Genomic DNA, 20,144 nt, shown 5'->3' with positions numbered 1-20,144 from the left:
ATATTGTCAAGATAAACTAATATGCGTCGCAAAATTGGTAAAAATTCTCGACCAGCCTGCGTTATTAAATGTCGATTTTTTACGACGGAGTTTGTTGATGAGCCAAAATTCTCCCGAGCTGAACGCCAATTCGGGCAAAATCGTACCCGGTACGGTGTGGATTACCGGCGCCGGGTCGGGCATCGGCGCTGCCATGGCGCGCCGCTTCGCTCGTGAAGGCTGGCGGGTGGCGCTTACGGGCCGCAAGGCGGATGCGCTGGCAGCAATTGCCGGGGAAATTGCTGCCAATGGCGGCGAGGCGCGGATTTTTCCGGCAGATGTTCTCGACCGGGAGGCAATCGCCGCTACTGCCGGAGCTATCGTCGAATGGGCGGGCCGTCTGGACGTGCTCTGCAACAATGCCGGTCTCAATATTCCGCGCCGCAGCTGGGCGGATATCGATTTCGATTCCTGGGACGATGTCATCGATATCAACATCAAGGGGGCGATCAACGTGATTGCTGCCGCCCTGACGCCCATGCGCGCGCAAGGGGGCGGGTTGATGATCCACACATCGTCATGGGCAGGGCGGTTTTCGTCGCCCGGCGGCGGCGTTCCCTATGGTGCGTCCAAACATGCGCTCAACGATCTGAGCGCCAGCCTCAATGCGCAGGAAGGGCAGAACGGCATCCGGTCGACCGTGCTTTGCCCCGGCGAGGTGGCGACGCCGCTTCTGGCACGCCGTCCGGGTTTCGATCTTTCCCGCATGGATGAGGTCATCCAGCCCGAGGATATGGCTGAAACGGCACTTTATGTTGCCAATATGAATCCCAAGGTTACGATCCACGAGATCGTTCTGGCTCCGACCAAGAAGTAAAAGGAAGTTTTGCATGTCTCATCCGGTCAAAGGCGTCGATCATATTTTCCTGCTGGTCGGCGACCTGGAGAAAAGTGCCGCGCAATATCGCCGTTTCGGTTTCACGCTGAGCCCGCGCGGGCTGCACAGCAAGGAGAAGGGAACCGGCAACTACACGATCATGTTCCCGGAGGATTATTTCGAGCTGCTTGGCATCGTCGCGGAGACGCCGGGCAATCTGCACCAGCGCGAGAAACTGGCGGCGCAAGGCGAAGGCCTCCATGCCATTGCCTGCCGGATCGACAATGCGCGCGACGCCAAGGCGGAACTGGGCGCGCTCGGCATAGAGACGGGTGAGGTCGGCGCGTTCCAGCGTCCGGTTCAACTGCCGGGCGGCGGCGAGGGTGTGGCGGCCTTTGAAACCGTATCCTTCGCGGAAAGCGAAGTTCCGCAAGGCATGGTGTTCATGTGCCAGCACAAGACCCGCGAGACTGTCTGGCTGCCGGAGCTGATCGAACATGCAAATGGCGCGAATGGCCTTTCCGCCATTATTGCCATTTCGTCCGACCCGCAAACAGCCGCCAAGGGGTTTGCCCGCCTTTTCGCGGACGGCAAGGCCGGTGCGCAGGATGGCGGATGGAAGGTTTCGACCGGCACGCGTTCGGCTGACATATGGGTTGTGACCGCCGAGAAAGCCGCCGCACTCTATCCCGGTGTGGATTTCGGCCAGACGCCGGGCAAGGCTTTTGCCGCCCTGCGCATTCGCGTTGGGTCGCTGGACAAGGCGCGTGGCGTTCTCGATGCCAACGGCGTTTCCCACGTGACGACATCGGCAGGCATCGCCGTGCTGCCGGAAAATGCCAGCGGCACGGTTCTGGAGTTCTCGGAACAGTAAGAACTTGATCAAGCGGGGCCGCGAGGCCCCGCTTTCTCACTCAGCGTGGAAAGCGCTGGTTTTCTTCCAGCACGTTCAGGTCCATATGGTTGCGCATATAGCGCTCGGACGCCTTTTGCAGCGGCTGGTAATCCCACGGATAATAGGCGCCGTTACGCAGCGCCGGGTAGACGACATGGCGGCGCGCCTGGCTGGCGCGAACGTCGGCATCGTAGCGATCCAGATTCCAGCGCTGTTCCGCCTTGGCCAGAAGATTGTCCAGAACTGCCTTGAACTCCGGATCTTCCGCCAGATTGCGCATCTCGTCCGGATCGTCGGCAAGATTGAAAAGTTGCGGCGGGTCGGCCCGGCACAGGTTGAGCTTCCAGTCTCCGTCACGCAGCGAAACCATCGGCGCGACCGTGCCCTCGGCGGCATATTCGACAGGCACCGCGCCGCGTTCGGCGGAGCCCGAAGCAACGCCTGCCAGCGCAACGCCATCGGTCCATGGCATGATGCCCTTGAGGTCTATGCCGGCAAGGTCTGCCAGTGTCGGCAGGACGTCGAGCGTGGAGACCGGCGCGTCCACGCGGCCAGCCTGCAATTGCGGCGCGGCAATCATCAAAGGAACGCGGGCGGAACCTTCAAAGAAGCTCATCTTGAACCACAGGCCGCGTTCGCCCAGCATGTCGCCATGGTCGGAAGTGAAGACCACAATCGTGTCGTCAGCCATGCCGCAGCGCTCGATTACATCGAGCAGCGCGCCGATCTTCTCGTCCACATAGGAAATATTGGCGAAATATGCCTGCCGCGCCGCGCGAACCTGTTCGCGGGTGAGGTCGTAGTCCTCCGCCTTGCAGGCCCGCAGCAGCCGCTCGGTATGCGGGTCGATCCCGCTTTCATCAAGCGGTCCGATTTTCGGATCGAGTTCGGGAATATCCGCATAGAGATCGAAGAAGCGCTTGCGCGCCACATAGGGATCGTGCGGATGGGTGAAACTGACCGTCAGGCACCATGGCCGCTGGTCGTGGCCGCGAGCCAGATCATAGAGCTTTGCTTCGGCCTGATAGGCCACCTCATCGTCATATTCGAGCTGGTTGGTTATTTCGGCGGAACCTGCTCCGGTGATGGAGCCGAGATTGTGATACCACCAGTCGATGCGCTCGCCGGGCTTGCGATAATCGGGCGTCCAGCCGAAATCCGCCGGGTAGATGTCGGTCGTAAGCCGCTGTTCAAAACCGTGGAGTTGGTCCGGCCCGACGAAATGCATCTTGCCGGAAAGCGCCGTCTGGTAGCCGGCGTTGCGCAGATGATGCGCATAGGTCGGGATTTCCGACGAAAATTCCGCCGCATTGTCGTAGACGCCGGTGCGGAACGGCAACTGGCCTGACATGAACGATGCGCGCGCGGGAGCACAAAGCGGGCTGGCCGTGTAGCAATTGGCAAAACGGGCAGAGCGTTCGGCAAGCTTTCTCAAATGTGGAACGTGGAGAAATTTGGCCGGGCCGTCCGGAAAGAAGGTGCCGTTCAGCTGGTCGACCATGAGGATGAGGATATTCGGCTTTTTCATTGTGCGGAACCGTTGGCAGGTGTGGAAACGCGAAATGGCGGGCGCCGAAACGCCCGCCTTGCTCGTCGTGCTTGTCAGGATCAGAGGCCGAGGCTTGCCTTGACGGCTTCCGCGCCCGGTTCGCCCTTGAAGGTGGTGACGCCTGCAAGCCACTTGTCGATCTGGTCGGGATGCGCCTTCAGCCATTCCTTCGCGGCTGCGGGACCTTCCGCACCGCCATCGAGAATCTTGCCCATCAGTTCGTTCTCGATGTCGACGGTGAAGACGAGGTTCTTGAAGAAGCTTGCCGCATTCGGGCACTGTGCGGCCCATCCGGTGCGGCCAAGCGTGTAGACTTCCGCGCCACCGAAATTCGGGCCGAAATAGTCATCGCCGCCCGCCAGATATTCGATGTTCAGCCTTGTGTTCATCGGGTGCGGTGCCCAGGCGAGGAATACGACCCAGTTCTTGTCCTTGTTCTTGCGGTCCACCTGCGCGAGCATCGCCTGCTCGCTCGATTCCACCAGCTTCCAACCGTCGAGCTTGAATTTCTGGTCCTCGATGATCTTCTGGATGTTCTGGTTGGCGGGCGCGCCCGGTTCGATGCCGTAGATTTCCTTGCCGAACTTGTCGGCATGGGCGGCAAGGTCGGTGAAATTCTTTACGCCTTCGCTTGCCACATAGTCCGGCACGGCCAGCGTGAACTTCGCACCTTCGAGGTTTTTCACGATGACTTCGGCAGCCTTGGCCTTGTCGAGATCGTCGCGGAATTTCTGCTGCGCGGGCATCCAGTTGCCAAGGAAGACGTCCAGATTGCCGGTTTTCAGCGCCTCATAGCCGATCGGCACGGACATGGTCTTTACATCCGGCTTATAGCCGAGGTCTTCCAGCAAGACGCTGGCGATGGAGTTGGTGGAGGTAATGTCGGTCCAGCCCGGATCGGACAGGCGGATGGTTTCGCAAGCCGCCGGATCGGCAGCGGAAGCCGTTCCCGAAAGCCCCGCCAGTGCCGTGAACGCCAGTGCCGCAATCTTGAAGTAGCGCATTTGATGACCCCTCTTATAGATTAAAACCGGTTATGTCTCGCATTCCTACTTTAAGGAAAACATCATTTAGGCTAAGGAGAAACCCATTCATTTTTTATCGAAGCTATAGAAAGTTTTTATGGTTTCTCCATCCTGGGATCTAGGCAGCCTTGGCGTTTTCGAAGCGGTGGGACGATTGGAAAATCTGACCCTCGCAGCGCGTGAACTGGGCATGACACAACCGGCAGTGAGTTATCAGATAAAACGCATCGAGGAGCGTCTGGGTGTCGCGCTGTTCGCCCGGCGCGCCCGCGGGGTCGAAATTCTGCCCGAAGGCCGCATTCTTTACGATGCGGTGCGCAGCGGTCTGGATGGAATCGATGAGGCGGTGCAGCAGATCAGACGTCGCCAGCGTGCGCCGGGATTGCGCATCGCGACCGATTACGGCTTCGCAACCTTCTGGCTGATGCCGCGTGTCGCGCAATTCCGCCCGAAACATCCGGAAGTGGATGTGCGCATCACGGCATCGTCCATGCTTCAGCCGCTCGACCGGCGCGACGCGGACATTTCAATCCTCTTCGGCGGACGCGGGGACTTCCCGAAGGACGCCATAGCCTTCATCGGCGAAAAGGTCGTGCCGGTCTGCTCTCCGGCCTATCTTGCCGCGCATGGTCCGTTTCCGGACGGAAAACGGCTCGGCGCGGCCTCGCTCCTGCATCTCGACACCTTGCAGGGCGACCGCTGGTTCACATGGCAGTCATGGCTCGATGCTATCGGTGAAGATATTGAGGACGGCAATTACGGGCTGGTCTTCAACACCTATAACCTGGTGATCGAGGCAGCGATTGCCGATCAGGGCGTGGCGCTCGGCTGGGCAGGGCTGATCGACGGCGCCGTGCAGCGCGGTCAGCTTGTCCACGCCTGCGAGGTGTCGCAGACGAGCGACAAGGGCTACTGGCTGATCTTCAATCCGGATATTTCCGCAGGCGCACGAAGGCTCGCGCTGGAATTGCTCGAGGCGACAGAGGCAGGCTGATATTGCAGGAAAGCGGTCGCGTTCCTACTTTTGCACATCATTCAATATCTCGCGCGCTTGTCAAAGGCGCGATGTTTTTTAAGAGGGTATCCGCATGATTACCTGGAAACGGATCGATGAAACGAATTGAACTCCTGATCGAAAACATCATTCTGGCGTCGCGCTGGCTGCTGGTGGTCTTTTATCTCGGCCTTGCCGTGGCGCTGGCGATCTATGCCGTATCCTTCGTGGGCAAGCTGTTCGATTTTGCCACGAAAGTCACCGCGCTCAACGACACCGACACGATCCTGAAAGTCCTCGGGCTCATCGACGCGGCGCTGATTGCGAGCCTCGTGGTGATGGTCATCATTTCGGGCTATGAGAATTTCGTCAGCCGCTTCGATCAGGCGGGCGACGAGGTGCACTGGCTCGGCACCATCGATGCCGGTTCGCTCAAGATCAAGGTCGCCTCGACCATCGTTGCGATCTCGTCGATCCACCTGCTGCAGATATTCCTCAACGCGACCAGCTATACGTCGGGCCAGCTGATGTGGTTCACCATCATCCATCTGGCATTCGTATTCTCGGCGCTGTTCCTCGCCTATATCGACAGGCTCACCGCCAAGGACAAGGGCGGAGCCAAGGGGAAGGGCAAGATCGAGCCCAATATCTGAGCTTCACGATATAATTCATTGAAAAGCCCGGCCTTTGCCGGGCTTTCTCATTCAGGCCTTCGCCTTCAGGGACTTGTAGCCCTTGACGACGATAACCACGACAATGCCGATCAGGACGGCGAGCACTGCCTGCAGGAAGGACGTTGCGATCCATTCGAAGACGGCTGCAAAACGGGTGCCTTCGGTCGGCAGGTGCGAAACGAGGGAATGGATGAAGGCTTCGACACTGTGGATGCCGATGGAATCCAGCCCGTGAACGATGATGCTGCCGCCGACCCAGAGCATGGCGACGGTGCCGACGGTGCTCAGGACCTTGAGAATGATGGGCATGCCCGCGACCAGCCCCTTGCCGAGCTGCCTGCCGAAAGCGGTATGGCTGTTGCGCACCAGCGAGACGCCCACGTCATCGAGCTTCACGATGATGCCGACCACGCCGTAAACGACGAAGGTGATCAGTATGGCGACGCTGGCGAGGATAGCCGCCTGCGTATAGATGCTTGAAGGGGCGAGCCCCGCAAGCGCCAGCGCCATGATTTCCGCTGACAGGATGAAATCGGTGCGGATCGCGCCATTGACGGTCGTTTCCTCGATCTCCTGTGGCGTGCCGGCCTTGGTTTCCTCATGTGCATCTTCGCTGTGCGGAATGAAGAATTCCACCAGCTTTTCCGTTCCTTCAAAAGCCAGATAGACACCGCCGATCATGAGAAGCGGCATGATGAAGGACGGCGCGAAATAGCCGAGGATGAGCGCCAGCGGCAGCAGGAAGACGAGCTTGTTGCGCAGCGATCCCTTGGTGATCTTCCAGATGACCGGCAATTCGCGTTCAGGCTTCAGCCCCACGACATATTTCGGGGTGACGGCCGTGTCGTCGATGACGATGCCCGCCGCCTTGGCGCTGGCCTTTGCCGTCTGTCCTGCGACATCGTCGAGCGAGGCTGCCGCCATTTTCGCAATGGCCGCGACATCATCGAGAAGTGCGAACAAGCCGGATGCCATGGGAAACCTTTCTGTGTTGGGTTAGCGGTAGCTAAACGTTCAAAGGGTGCTGCGTCCAGATGGAAATCGCGATTGCCCGCAACTGTATCTGAAACAGATACAATCTGTGTAGCATCGTCAATATTTCAAGTCCCATGACGATGGTTATATTAGCGGCAACACAATAGGAGAGATCGCCATGCTTAACCAGATCAAGGGCCTCCACCACGTCACCTCGCTTGCCGCCGATGCGCGCTCCAACAACCGGTTCTTTACCGATGTCCTGGGGCTGCGCCGCGTCAAGAAAACCGTCAATTTTGACGATCCGAGCGTGTACCACCTTTACTATGGTGACGAAGTTGGCACGCCCGGTACTGTCATGACCTATTTCCCGTTCCCCGGCATACCGCGCGGACGCGACGGCACGGGCGAGGTGGGAACGACCGTCTTTGCGGTGCCGCAGGGCTCGCTCGGTTTCTGGAAGGACCGGTTCGATCAGTCTGCCGTCAACGTGGAATCGGAAGGCGAGGCGTTCGGCGAAAAGCGTGTCCATTTTCGTGGGCCGGACGGCGACAGCTTTGCGCTGGTCGAAGTGAAGGACGATCCGCGTGCGCCATGGGCGCATGAAGGGATCGATCCCGACAATGCCATCCGTGGCTTTCATTCGGTCTCGATGCGGCTTCGCGACGAGGGCGCTACAGCCGAACTGCTGAAATATATGGGATACCAGAAGCTCGACGCGAAGGACGGCGTCAGCCGCTTCATCATGCCGGGGGGCAATGGCGCGGGCGTCGTCGATCTGGAGACACTTCCGGCACTCGGCCGCAACCAGCAGGGCGCGGGTTCCGTGCATCATGTGGCTTTCGCCGTCGAAAATCGCGAGAAGCAATTGGAAGTGCGCAAGGCGCTGATGGATACGGGCTATCACGTCACGCCGGTCATCGACCGCGATTATTTCTGGGCGATCTATTTCCGCACGCCGGGCGGCGTATTGTTCGAGGTGGCGACCAACGAACCCGGTTTCGACCGCGACGAGGACACGGCGCATCTTGGCGAAGCTTTGAAGCTGCCGACGCAGCACCAGCATCTGCGCAGCTATCTTGAAGAACATCTCGACAAGATATGAGGCGCAGGGAGGAAACGAACATGACCACTCAAACCTATGAGCACCGGCTGAAGGCCGGTGCAAAGGGTGCGCCGCTCTTCATCGTGTTTCACGGCACAGGCGGCGACGAAAACCAGTTCTTCGGACTGGCGGAACAGCTTTTGCCGGACGCGACCATCGTGTCGCCGCGCGGCGACGTGTCGGAATATGGCGCCGCACGCTTCTTCCGCCGCACGGGCGAGGGCGTCTATGACATGGAAGACCTTGCCCGCGCCACGGACAAGATGGCCGGGTTCATTGCCGCCCTTGCGGCTGAATACAAGCCGTCCGAAGTGATCGGGCTCGGCTATTCCAACGGGGCCAACATCATGGCGAACCTGCTGATCGAGAAAGGCAGGGTCTTCGACAAGGCAGCGCTTCTGCATCCGCTGGTTCCGTTCAGGCCGAAGGACAATCCGGCGCTTGAAGGAGCGAAAATCCTCGTGACCGCCGGGCGGATGGACCCCATCTGTCCGCCGGACCTGACGGAAGCGCTGGCGCAATATTTCGAGCGCCAGAAAGCCGATGTCGAGCTTGTCTGGCATCCGGGCGGGCACGAATTGCGCCAGACGGAACTGGCCGCAGTCCAGTCGCTTCTCGCATACTGACTTTGGTGCCGCCGTTCGGAAATGAACGGCGGCATCATTGTTCCGGCTTCCTCTTGCAAAACTCATTATATATTATATTTAATTGTATATTGATTATGAGGTGACGAGATGGATGCGATTTCGGGCCGTGCGCCCGCCGATGAAAAGAGGATGACGCGCGCGGAAATGGAAGGGCGGGCAACAGAGGTTGCCGAACTCCTCAGGACGTTGTCGCATCCGGCGCGGCTCATGCTGGCCTGCACGCTTGCAGAAGGTGAATATTCGGTCGGCGAGCTGGAGGAAGCGCTAGGCATCCATCAGCCGACGCTGTCGCAGCAACTGGGCGTGCTGCGGGAGGCGGGCGTGGTCGAAACCCGCCGCGAAGCGAAGCAGATTTTTTACCGGCTGACGGAAGCGAGGGCCGCGCAGCTGATCGAGGCTCTCTACGGCATTTTCTGTGTATCGGAGGCCCGGTCATGATCGCCACCTATCTGCAATCGCTGGCAGGCGGAATGCTGCTTGGCCTTTCCGCTATCCTGCTTCTTGTCGTGAACGGGCGCATCGCCGGTATCAGCGGCATCGTCGGGCGGCTTCTGGGTGGCCAGCAGATTCCGGCCAATGCGGTCTTCGTCGTCGGCCTCGTTCTGGGACCGATTATCTATGCCGCAATCTATGGCTCCTTTCCCCCCGTCACCATGGCCATGTCATGGCCCGTCATCGTCGTGGCCGGGCTTCTGGTCGGCATCGGAACCCGCATGGGGTCGGGCTGTACGTCAGGCCACGGCATTCTCGGCATGGCGCGGTTTTCCGGGCGCTCGATAGCGGCGACGCTCACTTTCCTCATAACCGGCATCGTGGTTGCCACCATTTCGGGAGCGTTCCTATGAAACAGTCGGTATTCGCGCGTCTCTCCGTGACCTTGCTTGCCGGTGCGATCTTCGGTTTCGGCCTGTCGCTGTCGGGCATGATCGATCCCGCCCGCGTGACGGGATTCCTGAATATTGCCAGCGGCCATTGGGACCCGAGCCTTGCCTTCGTGCTGGGCGGTGCTCTGCTGGTGGCAATCCCCGGCGTCCTATTGCAGCGGCGCATGGCGCGGCCCGTGCTCGGCCAATCCTTCCATCTGCCGGAAAAGACCGAAATCGACCGGCGGCTGATTGCCGGTTCCGCGATATTCGGCGCGGGCTGGGGGCTCGCCGGATTCTGTCCCGGCCCTGTCGTATCGGCGCTCTCGATGGGCCTGCCGCAGGTCTGGCTCTTCGTCGCGATGATGTGTCTGGGAATGCTTTTCCACGACCGCTTTCTCAACCGGAGGGCAACGGTGGCGCCTCAATCTTGAACTATGGGGTCAGATTACCCTTTTAATAGGGAGATGAATGAGTTAGGCACCCTGTGATTGATTTCGAGGGAGCCGCATCATGGCTGGGTTGCTGAAACGCTTTGCCGGATATTACCGTCCGCATCGTGGGCTGTTCGCTCTGGATTTTTCCAGTGCGGTGGCATCCGGCCTGCTTGAGCTTGCCTTTCCGGTCGCCGTCACGCTTTTCATCGACAAGCTGCTGCCCACCGGGCAGCTCGGCGTGATCGCCATCGCTGCGGTTGGCCTGCTTGCCATCTATGTTCTCAATGCCTTCTTGCAGGTCATCGTTACCTATTGGGGGCATATGCTCGGCATCAAGATCGAGACAGAGATGCGGCGCAAGGCTTTCGATCATTTGCAGAAGCTCTCCTTCGGCTTCTTCGACAACCAGAAGACCGGCCATCTGGTCGCGCGGCTGACCAAGGATCTGGAAGAAATCGGCGAGGTGGCGCATCACGGCCCCGAGGATGTCTTCATCGCGATCATGACGCTTATCGGCGCCTTCATCCTTATGCTGTGGGTGCATCCGCCGTTGGCGCTGATTACCGCCGTCATCGTTCCGCTGTCGGCCTATGTCACCACCCGTTACGGCGGGCGCATGACCAACACATGGCACGCGCTTTACCGGCGCGTCGGCGATTTCAACGCCCGCATCGAGGAGAATGTCGGCGGCATCCGCGTCGTTCAGGCCTTTACGAACGAGGACCATGAGCGGCAGCTTTTCGCCGAAAGCAACGACAAATACCTGACCACCAAGCTTGCTGCCTACAAGATCATGGCGGCGTCCATGTCGCTCTCCTATCTGTCAATGCGTTTCGTGCAGGTCGTGGTGATGCTGGCGGGCGCGTGGTTCGTGGTGCGCGGCGAACTGACGGCTGGCGGGTTTGTCGGCTTCCTGCTGCTGGTCAACGTGTTCTTCCGCCCGATCGAAAAGATCAATTCGGTCATCGAGACCTATCCCAAGGGCATTGCCGGTTTCCAGCGCTATACGGAGTTTCTCGACACGCGCCCGGATATTGCGGACCGCCCCGGTGCGCAGACGGTTACGCGCCTGACCGGTGATATCGAATATCGCGATGTGAGCTTCGGCTACAGCGCCGCGCGTCCTATTGTCGACGGCCTCGATATTTCTATCCGCGCCGGCGAAACCATTGCCTTCGTGGGTCCATCGGGTGCGGGCAAGACCACGATCTGCTCGCTGCTGCCGCGCTTTTATGACGTGACGAAGGGCGCGATCCTTGCCGATGGCATCGACATTCGCGATATGACGCTGAAATCCCTGCGCTCCAACATTGGTATCGTCAGCCAGGATGTTTTCCTGTTCGCCGGAACGATCCGGGAAAACATAGCCTATGGCCGTCTTGATGCGACCGACGCGGAAATCGCCGAGGCCGCGCGCCGCGCGCGGCTCGATGGCGTGATCGCCAGCCTGCCGGACGGCTATGACACGATTATCGGCGAGCGTGGCGTGAAGCTTTCCGGCGGGCAGAAGCAGCGCCTGGCCATTGCGCGCATATTCCTCAAAAACCCGCCCATCCTTATCCTCGATGAAGCGACGTCGGCGCTCGATACGGAAACCGAACGCGCCATCCAGCAGTCGCTGGCCGAGCTTTCGCAAGGCCGCACCACGCTGGTGATCGCGCATCGCCTCGCAACCATCGTCAATGCCGACCGCATTCTGGTGGTGGAGGGCGGGCGCATCGCCGAGCAGGGCAGTCATGCGGCGCTTCTGGAAATGAAGGATGGGCGCTACAGGCGCCTGCATGTCGCGCAGGCCGGGCTGGATCAGTTCTAGAGCGGTTCCTGTTCTGGCAGAAACGCCGGAACCGCTCTAACTATTTGTTTTATCGCATTATCCAACGCATCAAAGCGGGATAGAAATCAGTCCAGTGAACTGATTTCCCCGCGTGGACGTTGCACACTTTTGCTGAAAATGCTCTGGCGGCGCATCAGGCCCACCCGAACAACCGCTCCCATTTTGCTGCCGGTTTCAGGCACGGCCCATTCCCATATTCTTTATGAACCTATCCGGGAAAGACGGCGTTTCGCCGTCTTTTTGCCGTCCGTCAGTCTGTGAGTCAGTTTCATTTGATATCTGATGTATCAGATATTGACATATCAGATTCGCTGTTTCAGGATCGTGGCCGAAAGTTCGTGACAAACAGGTGCTGCCTTGGGTGATAACGTTTCCCCCCTTTCTCCGATCAAGGTGAAGAGCCTCAGAGACCATGTGCATGACAATCTGCGGGAGGCGATCATTTCCGGACGCATCAAGTCTGGCGAGAAGCTGAACGAGAGGCAGTTGGCTTCCGATCTGGGCATCAGCACGAGCCCGTTGAAAGAGGCGCTGCGCCAGCTCGAAGGGGAAGGGCTGGTCAGGACCGAGGCGCGGCGCGGGACGTTCGTATCGTTCAATGCGCGGCAGGCCGAGGAAATGACGCTCGCCCGCGCCGCGCTGGAAAGCATCATTGCGCGGCAGGCGGCCAAACACGGCGGCGAGGAGGCGTTCGGCTTTCTTCGCGCGGTGATCGAGGAAATGCGCGCGGCGGTGGAAGCGGGCAATGTCGATCTGCTGATCGAGTTGAACGAGAAGTTCCACGACGGCATCCACGAGGCATCGGGCTGCGAATATCTGCGCCGGTTGCAGAATGCGCAGCGCATGTACGACCACGCCGCAAGGGTGACAGTCCTGTCGCGCGAGGATGTGCGCCGCCAGTCGTTCAAGGAGCATGAGGCTATCATGCAGGCAATCACGGCGCGCAACGGCGATCTGGCCGAGCGGCTGATGCGTGAGCACATCGTGAAAGCGGGGGATACGCATATCGAACTGGTCTTCTGACCGGTACATTGGGAGGAAATAATGGATTTAGCGGGCTACCGCCGGGTGCTTCGCGGCATTTCGGGCGTGCATGCGACTGCCTATGACGCAAGGGGCGAGATCGATGCCGGACTGACGGGTGAAATCGTCGGGCGCATCGCGCAGGCAGGTGTTCATAACATCGTCACCGGGGGGAATACCGGCGAATTCTACAGTCTTACCGAGGATGAAGTCATCCGGCTTCAGGCGATTGCCATTGCCGCGGTTGACGGAAAGGCGGCTGTAACGGCTGCCGCCGGGCGTTCGGTGCGTGAGGCGATCCGGGTCGCGAGCGCGGCAGGAAAGGCGGGAGCCGATGGCGTGATGATCCATCATCCGCTCGATCCCTTCGCCGCACCCCACGCGCAGGTGGATTACTTCATCGCCATTGCCGAAGCCATCGATCTGCCCATCGTCGCCTATATCCGCTCGGACCTGATCCCGCTCGAAGAAATGGTGCGCCTTGCCACCCATCCGAAGGTCGCAGGCGTCAAGTTCGCATCGCAGAACACGATGCTTTTCTTCGAGTGCTGCCGGGCGACGAAGGGCATGGAAGCGACCTGGATCTGCGGTCTGGCGGAAAGCTGGGCCTTGCCGTTCTATGCCCTTGGCGGGCGCGGTTTCACCTCCGGCCTCGTCAATGTCGCGCCGAAGCGCTCGCTCGCCGTGTGGAACGCGCTGGAGGCGGGAGATTTCGCAAGGGCGCGGGCAGTGGCCGAAAGCATTGCCGATTTCGAGACCATGCGCACCAAATACCGCAACGGCGCCAATGTGACTGTTGTGAAGGAAGCCTTGCAGATTCAGGGGCTCGATGTGGGCAAGGTGCGGCTTCCCGGATTGCCGCAGCTTGAAGCGAATGATCGCGAGACGCTTCGCAAGATCGTCTCCGGCTGGGAGACCGATGGCATTGTCTGACAAATGAACCCGGGCGTCCTGACAGGGAGAAGAGGGGCGCACCGGATAACCAGAAAGTGGAGGAGAACATGAACAAGGGAATTTCACGCCGCACATTCATGGCGGGGGCCGGGATTGCGACCGGCATGGGCATCATGCTGCCGAAGGGCGCATGGGCGCAGTCGGCGAAGCTGCCGTCCTCGCCGGTGGCGCTCAACGTCATCGATGCCGCTGGCAATCTGGCGCTGACACAGCCGATCTTCGATAATTTCGCAGCCGGGCAGAAGGCGCTCGTCTCGCGCTTCACCTTCAACAAGGCACCGGCGCCGGAACTGCCGGGAAAGATCAAGGCGCAGCAGCGCGCCAACCGCATCGACATCGACATGGTGATCGTCGGACCGGACGCGCTTTCCGCCGGGCTTGCCGACGACATATGGACCGACATCATTGCGCTGCCGGACAACGGCCTGCCGAAGTTGCAGGATATATATCTGGAACCCGCCTGGCGCATGCAGGAAATGTCGAAGGGCAAGGGCGTCGTCGTTTCCTATTATCCTTCCGGCCCCCTGCTTGAATATCATCCCGACAAGGTGAAGACGCCGCCGAAGACCGCGGAAGAACTGCTCGCCTGGGCAAAGGAAAATCCGAACAAGTTCATCTATGCCCGCCCGGCCAATTCCGGTCCGGGGCGCACCTTCCTGATGGGGCTTCCCTATCTTCTGAAGGACAGCGACCCGAAAGACCCGGTCAAGGGCTGGGACAAGACCTGGGCTTATCTGAAGGAACTGCACAAGAACATCGAATATTACCCGGCAGGCACGGGCGCGCTCATGAAGGAACTGGGCGAAGGCACGCGCGACATGACGGTGACGACAACCGGCTGGGACATCAACCCGCGTGCGCTGGGCGTGGTGCCGAAGGAGATGGGCGTCAGCAAGCTCGACGGCTTCCACTGGGTTTGCGACGCGCATTATTTCGCGATCCCCAAGGGCGTGCCGGAGGAAAAGGTGGCGGTGCTGATGGAGTTCATCAAGTTCGCGCTCAAGCCCGACCAGCAGGCCTATTCCTATGACGCCGGATATTTCTATCCGGGCCCGGCGGTGAAGGATGTCACCATCGAGATGGCGCCGAAGGAAAGCCAGAACATCATCGCGGAGTTCGGCCGTCCGGAATATGCTGACTGGATCGCCAACAATCCGATCGAGCTGCCGCTTGAGCCGGAGGCGCTGGTCGCCGCGTTCCGCCGCTGGGACGAAGAGGTCGCCGGGGGCTGATGAACCGACGGCTGCGTGACGGGCTCAAACGGCCCGTCGCGGGGCGCCGATACTCGCCAATTCCAAACCATGGTGCTTGCGTCAATGTCATTTCAAGAACTCCGGCTCGACCGCATGAGCCGTTCATTCGGGACTTTCGCTGCCCTGAGGGATATCAACCTCACCATCCGCAAGGGCGAGTTCATCGCGCTTCTGGGGCCCTCGGGCTGCGGAAAATCGACGGCTCTCAACTGCATCGCCGGACTTCTCGGCACGACGGGCGGCGGCATCTATATCGACGAGCGGCGGGTGGACCAGCTGAAGCCCGAGGATCGCGGCTTCGGCATGGTGTTCCAGAATTATGCGCTGTTTCCGCATATGAACGTTTTGCAGAATGTCGGCTTCGGCCTCAAGATGCGCGGTCTGGCGAAAAGCGAGATCGAAAAGCGCGCGCGAGCCGCATTGGCTCTGGTGCGCCTGCAAGGGCAGGAAGAAAAACTGCCCGGGCAGCTTTCCGGCGGCCAGCAGCAGCGCGTGGCGATTGCCCGCGCCATCGTCATCGAGCCGCCGCTGGTTCTGATGGACGAGCCGCTTTCCAATCTCGATGCCAAGCTGCGCCTTGAGATGCGCGCCGAAATCCGCCGCATCCATAACCAGCTCGGCTCGACGACGATCTATGTGACCCATGACCAGGACGAGGCCCTGTCGCTTGCCGACCGCATCGTGGTCCTGCGCGATGGCGAAATCCGTCAGGTCGGCAAGCCGCACGAACTTTACGAAGAGCCGCGCTATCGCGACGTTGCCGCCTTCATGGGCTTCCGCAACGCCTTGCCGGGCAAGGTCCTGCGCGTCGAAAACGGGCAGGCGGTCATTGCCGTGGCCGGAAGCGAACTCATCGGGCGCGCCATGGACGAGCTTCGGCCGGGCGATGATGCCGTGCTGATGGCGCGCGGCGATGATGTCGTGTCTGGCTCGGGCCATCGCAACGACTTGCAGGCCACCGTCGAGACCATCGAATATCGCGGGCGCGAATATGTCGGCACTGCCCGCACCGAAACCGGGATGGAACTGATCTTTCACGGGCCGCACGGCGTTGAACCCGGCAGCCGCATCGTGCTCGGCATCGATGCCGGCCATGCGCTGGTCTTTCCGGCGGAGGGCTGAGCGATGGCAGTTGAAACCTATGTAGACGCACCGCTCAATCCCGCCTTGCGGCCCGGCCTGCGGCAACGCCTCGCCAATCGCGGCTTCGATGGCGTCACGCTTCTGATCCTGCCCGCGCTGCTTTTTGTGGTGGGCGTGTTTATCTATCCGTTTCTTTACGGGCTGGTCCTGTCCTTCAACCCGCTCGACGGTGGGGGGGCGCTTGCCAATTACAGCAAGTTCTTCTCCGATCCCTACCTCTACAAGACCATCGGCGCGACGCTGTGGCTGGCGGTTCCCGTTACCCTCATCAGCGTCCTTTTCGCGGTTCCCATTGCCATGCGCGTGCGGCTGATGCGCCGCCAGCGGCTGCTGACCACGATCCTCGTCCTGCCGGTAACGCTCGGCACCGTCCTGATCGCGGAGGGGCTGCTGAACTATCTGGGACCGCAAGGCTGGTTCAGCCGCACGCTGATCACCATCGGCCTTATCGACAGCCCGTTGAAGCTCACCAACAATTACTGGGGCGTCTTCGCATCGCTGGTCATCACGGTGTTTCCGTTCACCTTCCTGCTGACGCTTTCCTATATCACCGGCATCGATCCCGCGCTGGAACGCGCCGCCGCCACCCATGGCGCAAACAGCTGGCAGCGCTTTCGCCATGTCATGCTGCCATTGCTGGTGCCGGGGCTGGTCGTCGCGGCCTGTCTCACCTTCGTGCAGGCATTCGCCGTGTTTCCCTCCGCCGTCCTTCTGGGTGCGCCGTCGGGTCCGACGCGGGTGATCTCGATTGCCGCGGCACAGGCGGCGTTCGAGCAATATGACGACTCCATGGCTTCATCCATCGCGATGATCATGGCGGGCGTGCAGTTGCTTGTCGTCGGCGCGCTGCTCGGCGTGCGTTCGCTCTTCTATCGCGGTTCCACCGCCGGCGGAAAGGGATAGGCCATGATCCGCGATACTTCCGTCCTTTCCAAACTCTGGATCACCCTCGTCTGGCTCGTGACCGGCTTCTTCGTGTTCAATGTCCTTGCGGTCATCACGGCTGTGGTGGTTTCGAGCTTCGGCACGCGCTGGCTCGGCACCTGGCTGCCGGAAGCGTTCACCACGCGCTGGTATGCGGCGGCCTGGGCCGAATTCCAGCTCGATCAGGTGCTGCTGGTCACGTTTCAGGTGGTCTTTGCCGTGGTGATCCTGTCGGGCATTCTGGGCGTGACGGCAGCCTATGCCATGGCGCGCCGCGATTTTCCCGGCAAGAAGCTGGTGCTCCTGGTCTTCCTGCTGCCGCTTCTGGTGCCGCCGATAACCTTCGGCATTCCGCTGGCGACCGTGCTCTACAAGTTCGGCGTGGGCGGCACTTTCTGGGGCGTGGTGCTCGCCAATCTCGTGCCGACGGTTCCCTTCGTCATTCTGGTGATGATCCCCTTCATCGAGCAGATCGACCCGAAGGTGGAAGCGGCGGCGCGCGTGTTCGGCGCAGGCACTTTCAAGCTCTTCATCCATGTGCTTCTGCCCATGCTGATGCCGGGCGTTCTCGCGGCCATGCTTCTGGTTCTGGTGCGCACGGTGGCGATGTTCGAACTGACCTTCCTCACCGCCGGGCCGACGTCGCAAACTTTGGTGGTCGCGCTCTATTATTCGGTGTTCGCCGCCGGGGTCCGCTCGGTGCAGTCCATCGATGCCATGGCGGTCATCTACATGGTCACTTCGCTGGTCTGGCTGCTTCTGGCGCTGCGTTTCGTCAATCCGACGCAGATCGTGGCACGCAACCGTCAACCGTCCGCGCATTGAGGCTATGGGATGAAAATCACCGCAATCGAAACGGTGCAGCTTCCGCACCTCAACAACATCTTGTGGGTGCAGGTTCACACCGACGAAGGTATCGTCGGGCTTGGCGAAACATTTCGTGGGGCAAATGCGGTTGCAGCCTATATCCACAGCGATGTTGCGCCGCTGCTCCTTGGCCAGAACCCGCTGGAGATCGACCGCATTTCAAAACTGCTGCTGGAACCCTATGTCGGCTTTCGCTCCTCGGGCGTGGAAATCCGCGCCGCATCGGCAATCGACATCGCGCTTTGGGATATTTTCGGCAAGCTGACCGGCCAGCCGATCCACCAGCTGCTGGGCGGCCTGTCGCGCCAATCGATCCGGACCTACAATACCTGCGCCGGTTACACCTATAACAAGAGCGGGGCGCGCCGCTATATCGGCGATGCGGACGAAGCGAAGGAAGGGCCATACGAGGACCAGGTCGCCTTTCACAGGGATGCGGGCGCGCTTGCCGAAAGCCTTCTGTCGGAAGGCATAACGGCCATGAAAATCTGGCCCTTCGATCCGTTTGCCGTCGCTTCCGGCGGGAACTTCATCCATGCCGGTGATCTCGACAAGGCGCTGCAACCGTTCCGCCAGATACGCGATGCGGTTGGCGACCGGATGGAAATCATGGTCGAGTTCCACTCCATGTGGGACCTCACATCGGCGCTCGCCATCGCGCGCGAGCTGAAGGCCTTCCGGCCATTCTGGTCGGAAGATCCGATCAAGATGATGAACTCGCAGGCGCTTGCCGTTTATGCGCGCCAGTCCGGCATTCCGGTCTGCGCCAGCGAAACCATGGCGACGCGCGCGCAGTTTCTCGATGTGCTGCGCGCCGATGCGTCCGACTATGTGATGCTCGACATTTCATGGTGCGGCGGGCTTTCCGAAGCCAAGAAGATCGCCACCATGGCCGAGGCCTTCCAGCGACCCATCGCGCCGCATGACTGCACCGGCCCGGTGGTGTTTGCCGCTTCCATCCACCTGTCGCTCAATGCGCCGAACGCGATCTATCAGGAGTCGGTCCGCGCCTATTACACGTCCTGGTATCGCGATCTGGTGACGGTGATGCCGCGCATCGAAAAAGGCGTGATCTATCCATTCGAAGGCGCGGGCCTTGGACTGGAACTCTCCGGTTTCGTGCTCGATCACCCTGACGTCGTCAGGAGAAAGACGGAGGCTGAATGATGGGGCCGTTTCGCTGCATAGCCGATCTGCGCGGGGAATTGATGGAAAGCCCGGTCTGGGATGACCGCAGGCAGACACTCTTTGCCTGCGATATCGAGGGGCGACGCATATATGAAATCGACCTTGACCGGGGCCCGCTTCGCGAATGGTCTTTCGACAGCAAGGTGGCAAGCCTCGGATTGACCGAAAGCGGACGGCTTGTCGTGGCGCTTTCGCGCGAGGTGGTGCTGTTCGATCCTGAAACCGGCAGTCAGGAAGCGTTATGGTCCGCCTTTGATGAGCCTGCAACGTCCCGCCTCAATGACGGCAAGGTCGGTCCCGACGGCGCGTTCTGGGTCGGCAGCATGGATGGCCGTCCCGAGCGCGAACCCATATCGCGGCTTTATCGGGTGACGGGGGATGGCGATGCCTCCGTGAAGGCCGAGGGCTTCAGGATTTCAAACGGCCTCGCCTGGACGGCGGATGGCAGAACCATGTTCCATACGGATTCACGCGGGCCGTGGATCGACCGCTATGACTTCGACCCGGAGACAGGCGGCGTCAGCGGGCGCAAGCGCATTCGCGATCTTGATGAGCAGGGCGGCAGGCCGGATGGCGGGGCTTGCGATGCCGGGGGCGCTTATTGGAGCGCGGGCGTATCGGCGGGTGTCCTGAACCGCTTCGACCGTGACGGCAATCTGCTGGAAAAGGTGTCGGTCCCGGTTCCAGCCCCGACAATGCCCTGTTTTTGCGGACCGGACCTCACACTTCTGGCCATCACTTCGCACCGGCAGGTGCCGGGCGCGGCACTGGACGCAGCACCCCTGTCGGGCGGCGTGTTTCTGGCCGCAGCTTCGGTTGCCGGAGCCGCGGTGCACCGGATGAGGGGCGTGTGACGTGACCGCCCGGATGCTCCCAAACCATTTATTTCTCCCGGAAGCCGCTTTTGCCTTTCGGGACGCGCTCTGATCGGGAAGGTA

21 protein-coding genes are annotated in these 20,144 nt (G+C 60.5%); 18 read left to right on the top strand and 3 right to left on the bottom strand.

Going from position 1 to position 20,144, the window contains the following annotated elements; all coding sequences use genetic code 11:
* Positions 1-97 precede the first annotated feature (97 nt).
* On the top strand, positions 98-856 hold the full coding sequence (locus JNC63_RS01435) for an SDR family oxidoreductase (protein WP_063620513.1): 759 nt from the start codon (positions 98-100) through the stop codon (positions 854-856).
* A 13-nt stretch (positions 857-869) separates the two neighbouring features.
* A complete protein-coding gene (locus JNC63_RS01430; protein WP_075041542.1) occupies positions 870-1,730 on the top strand; it encodes a VOC family protein in 861 nt (286 codons plus the stop codon).
* Positions 1,731-1,770: 40 nt separating this feature from the next.
* Here the strand turns inward: JNC63_RS01430 and betC are convergent, their stop codons facing one another.
* The gene (gene betC, locus JNC63_RS01425; protein ID WP_075041541.1) at positions 1,771-3,279 is read right to left on the bottom strand and encodes a choline-sulfatase; all 1,509 of its coding nucleotides are present in this window, start codon (positions 3,277-3,279) and stop codon (positions 1,771-1,773) included.
* A gap of 80 nt (positions 3,280-3,359) precedes the next feature.
* Positions 3,360-4,304 (bottom strand): choline ABC transporter substrate-binding protein, encoded by a 945-nt coding sequence (gene choX / locus JNC63_RS01420; RefSeq protein WP_075041540.1) that lies wholly within the window; start codon positions 4,302-4,304, stop codon positions 3,360-3,362.
* 118 nt (positions 4,305-4,422) lie between these two features.
* On the opposite strand from choX, the gene JNC63_RS01415 reads away from it, so the two are divergent.
* Together JNC63_RS01415 and JNC63_RS01410 are read left to right on the top strand one after the other, a co-directional pair.
* Positions 4,423-5,319: a LysR substrate-binding domain-containing protein gene (locus JNC63_RS01415; protein WP_025092064.1), complete on the top strand. Its 897-nt coding sequence runs from the start codon at positions 4,423-4,425 to the stop codon at positions 5,317-5,319.
* Positions 5,320-5,435: 116 nt separating this feature from the next.
* Positions 5,436-5,972, top strand: a complete 537-nt coding sequence (locus JNC63_RS01410) for a TIGR00645 family protein (protein WP_075041539.1) — start codon at positions 5,436-5,438, stop codon at positions 5,970-5,972.
* A gap of 51 nt (positions 5,973-6,023) precedes the next feature.
* On the opposite strand, the gene JNC63_RS01405 is transcribed toward JNC63_RS01410, so the two are convergent.
* A complete protein-coding gene (locus JNC63_RS01405) occupies positions 6,024-6,968 on the bottom strand; it encodes a DUF808 domain-containing protein (protein ID WP_374846104.1) in 945 nt (314 codons plus the stop codon).
* 178 nt (positions 6,969-7,146) lie between these two features.
* Here JNC63_RS01405 and JNC63_RS01400 point away from each other — a divergent pair, with 178 nt between their 5' ends.
* From JNC63_RS01400 to JNC63_RS01335, 14 genes are all read left to right on the top strand, one after another.
* A complete protein-coding gene (locus JNC63_RS01400) occupies positions 7,147-8,073 on the top strand; it encodes a VOC family protein (protein ID WP_075041537.1) in 927 nt (308 codons plus the stop codon).
* A 20-nt stretch (positions 8,074-8,093) separates the two neighbouring features.
* Positions 8,094-8,699, top strand: coding sequence for an alpha/beta hydrolase (locus JNC63_RS01395; RefSeq protein ID WP_075041536.1), 606 nt, complete (start codon positions 8,094-8,096; stop codon positions 8,697-8,699).
* A gap of 108 nt (positions 8,700-8,807) precedes the next feature.
* Complete coding sequence (bigR, locus tag JNC63_RS01390; protein ID WP_075041535.1) at positions 8,808-9,158, top strand: sulfite-sensing transcriptional repressor BigR; 351 nt, start codon at positions 8,808-8,810, stop codon at positions 9,156-9,158.
* Complete coding sequence (locus tag JNC63_RS01385; protein WP_075041534.1) at positions 9,155-9,565, top strand: YeeE/YedE family protein; 411 nt, start codon at positions 9,155-9,157, stop codon at positions 9,563-9,565. Before bigR ends, JNC63_RS01385 begins: the two co-directional genes overlap by 4 nt.
* Positions 9,562-10,017 carry a YeeE/YedE family protein gene (locus tag JNC63_RS01380; RefSeq protein WP_075041533.1) on the top strand — a complete coding sequence of 152 codons (456 nt, stop codon included), beginning with the start codon at positions 9,562-9,564 and terminating at the stop codon, positions 10,015-10,017. The genes JNC63_RS01385 and JNC63_RS01380 overlap by 4 nt, the downstream gene beginning before the upstream one ends.
* 79 nt (positions 10,018-10,096) lie before the next feature.
* Positions 10,097-11,833: an ABC transporter ATP-binding protein gene (locus JNC63_RS01375; RefSeq protein WP_075041532.1), complete on the top strand. Its 1,737-nt coding sequence runs from the start codon at positions 10,097-10,099 to the stop codon at positions 11,831-11,833.
* Positions 11,834-12,268: 435 nt separating this feature from the next.
* On the top strand, positions 12,269-12,877 hold the full coding sequence (locus JNC63_RS01370; protein ID WP_006472239.1) for a GntR family transcriptional regulator: 609 nt from the start codon (positions 12,269-12,271) through the stop codon (positions 12,875-12,877).
* A 21-nt stretch (positions 12,878-12,898) separates the two neighbouring features.
* Positions 12,899-13,810 (top strand): dihydrodipicolinate synthase family protein, encoded by a 912-nt coding sequence (locus JNC63_RS01365; protein ID WP_063620500.1) that lies wholly within the window; start codon positions 12,899-12,901, stop codon positions 13,808-13,810.
* A 98-nt stretch (positions 13,811-13,908) separates the two neighbouring features.
* On the top strand, positions 13,909-15,063 hold the full coding sequence (locus JNC63_RS01360) for an extracellular solute-binding protein (protein WP_241084143.1): 1,155 nt from the start codon (positions 13,909-13,911) through the stop codon (positions 15,061-15,063).
* Between the two features lie 69 nt (positions 15,064-15,132).
* A complete protein-coding gene (locus tag JNC63_RS01355; protein WP_170873239.1) occupies positions 15,133-16,206 on the top strand; it encodes an ABC transporter ATP-binding protein in 1,074 nt (357 codons plus the stop codon).
* Positions 16,207-16,209: 3 nt separating this feature from the next.
* Positions 16,210-17,130, top strand: a complete 921-nt coding sequence (locus JNC63_RS01350) for an ABC transporter permease (RefSeq protein ID WP_075041530.1) — start codon at positions 16,210-16,212, stop codon at positions 17,128-17,130.
* 3 nt (positions 17,131-17,133) lie between these two features.
* The gene (locus tag JNC63_RS01345) at positions 17,134-17,976 is read left to right on the top strand and encodes an ABC transporter permease (RefSeq protein ID WP_075041529.1); all 843 of its coding nucleotides are present in this window, start codon (positions 17,134-17,136) and stop codon (positions 17,974-17,976) included.
* Between the two features lie 9 nt (positions 17,977-17,985).
* Positions 17,986-19,185, top strand: coding sequence for a mandelate racemase/muconate lactonizing enzyme family protein (locus JNC63_RS01340; protein WP_075041528.1), 1,200 nt, complete (start codon positions 17,986-17,988; stop codon positions 19,183-19,185).
* Complete coding sequence (locus tag JNC63_RS01335) at positions 19,182-20,060, top strand: SMP-30/gluconolactonase/LRE family protein (protein ID WP_075041527.1); 879 nt, start codon at positions 19,182-19,184, stop codon at positions 20,058-20,060. Before JNC63_RS01340 ends, JNC63_RS01335 begins: the two co-directional genes overlap by 4 nt.
* Positions 20,061-20,144 lie beyond the last annotated feature (84 nt).

The organism is Brucella ciceri (genome assembly GCF_041930145.1).
GTDB classification, from domain to species: domain Bacteria; phylum Pseudomonadota; class Alphaproteobacteria; order Rhizobiales; family Rhizobiaceae; genus Brucella; species Brucella intermedia.
This window is presented reverse-complemented; position numbering and strand designations above follow the sequence as displayed.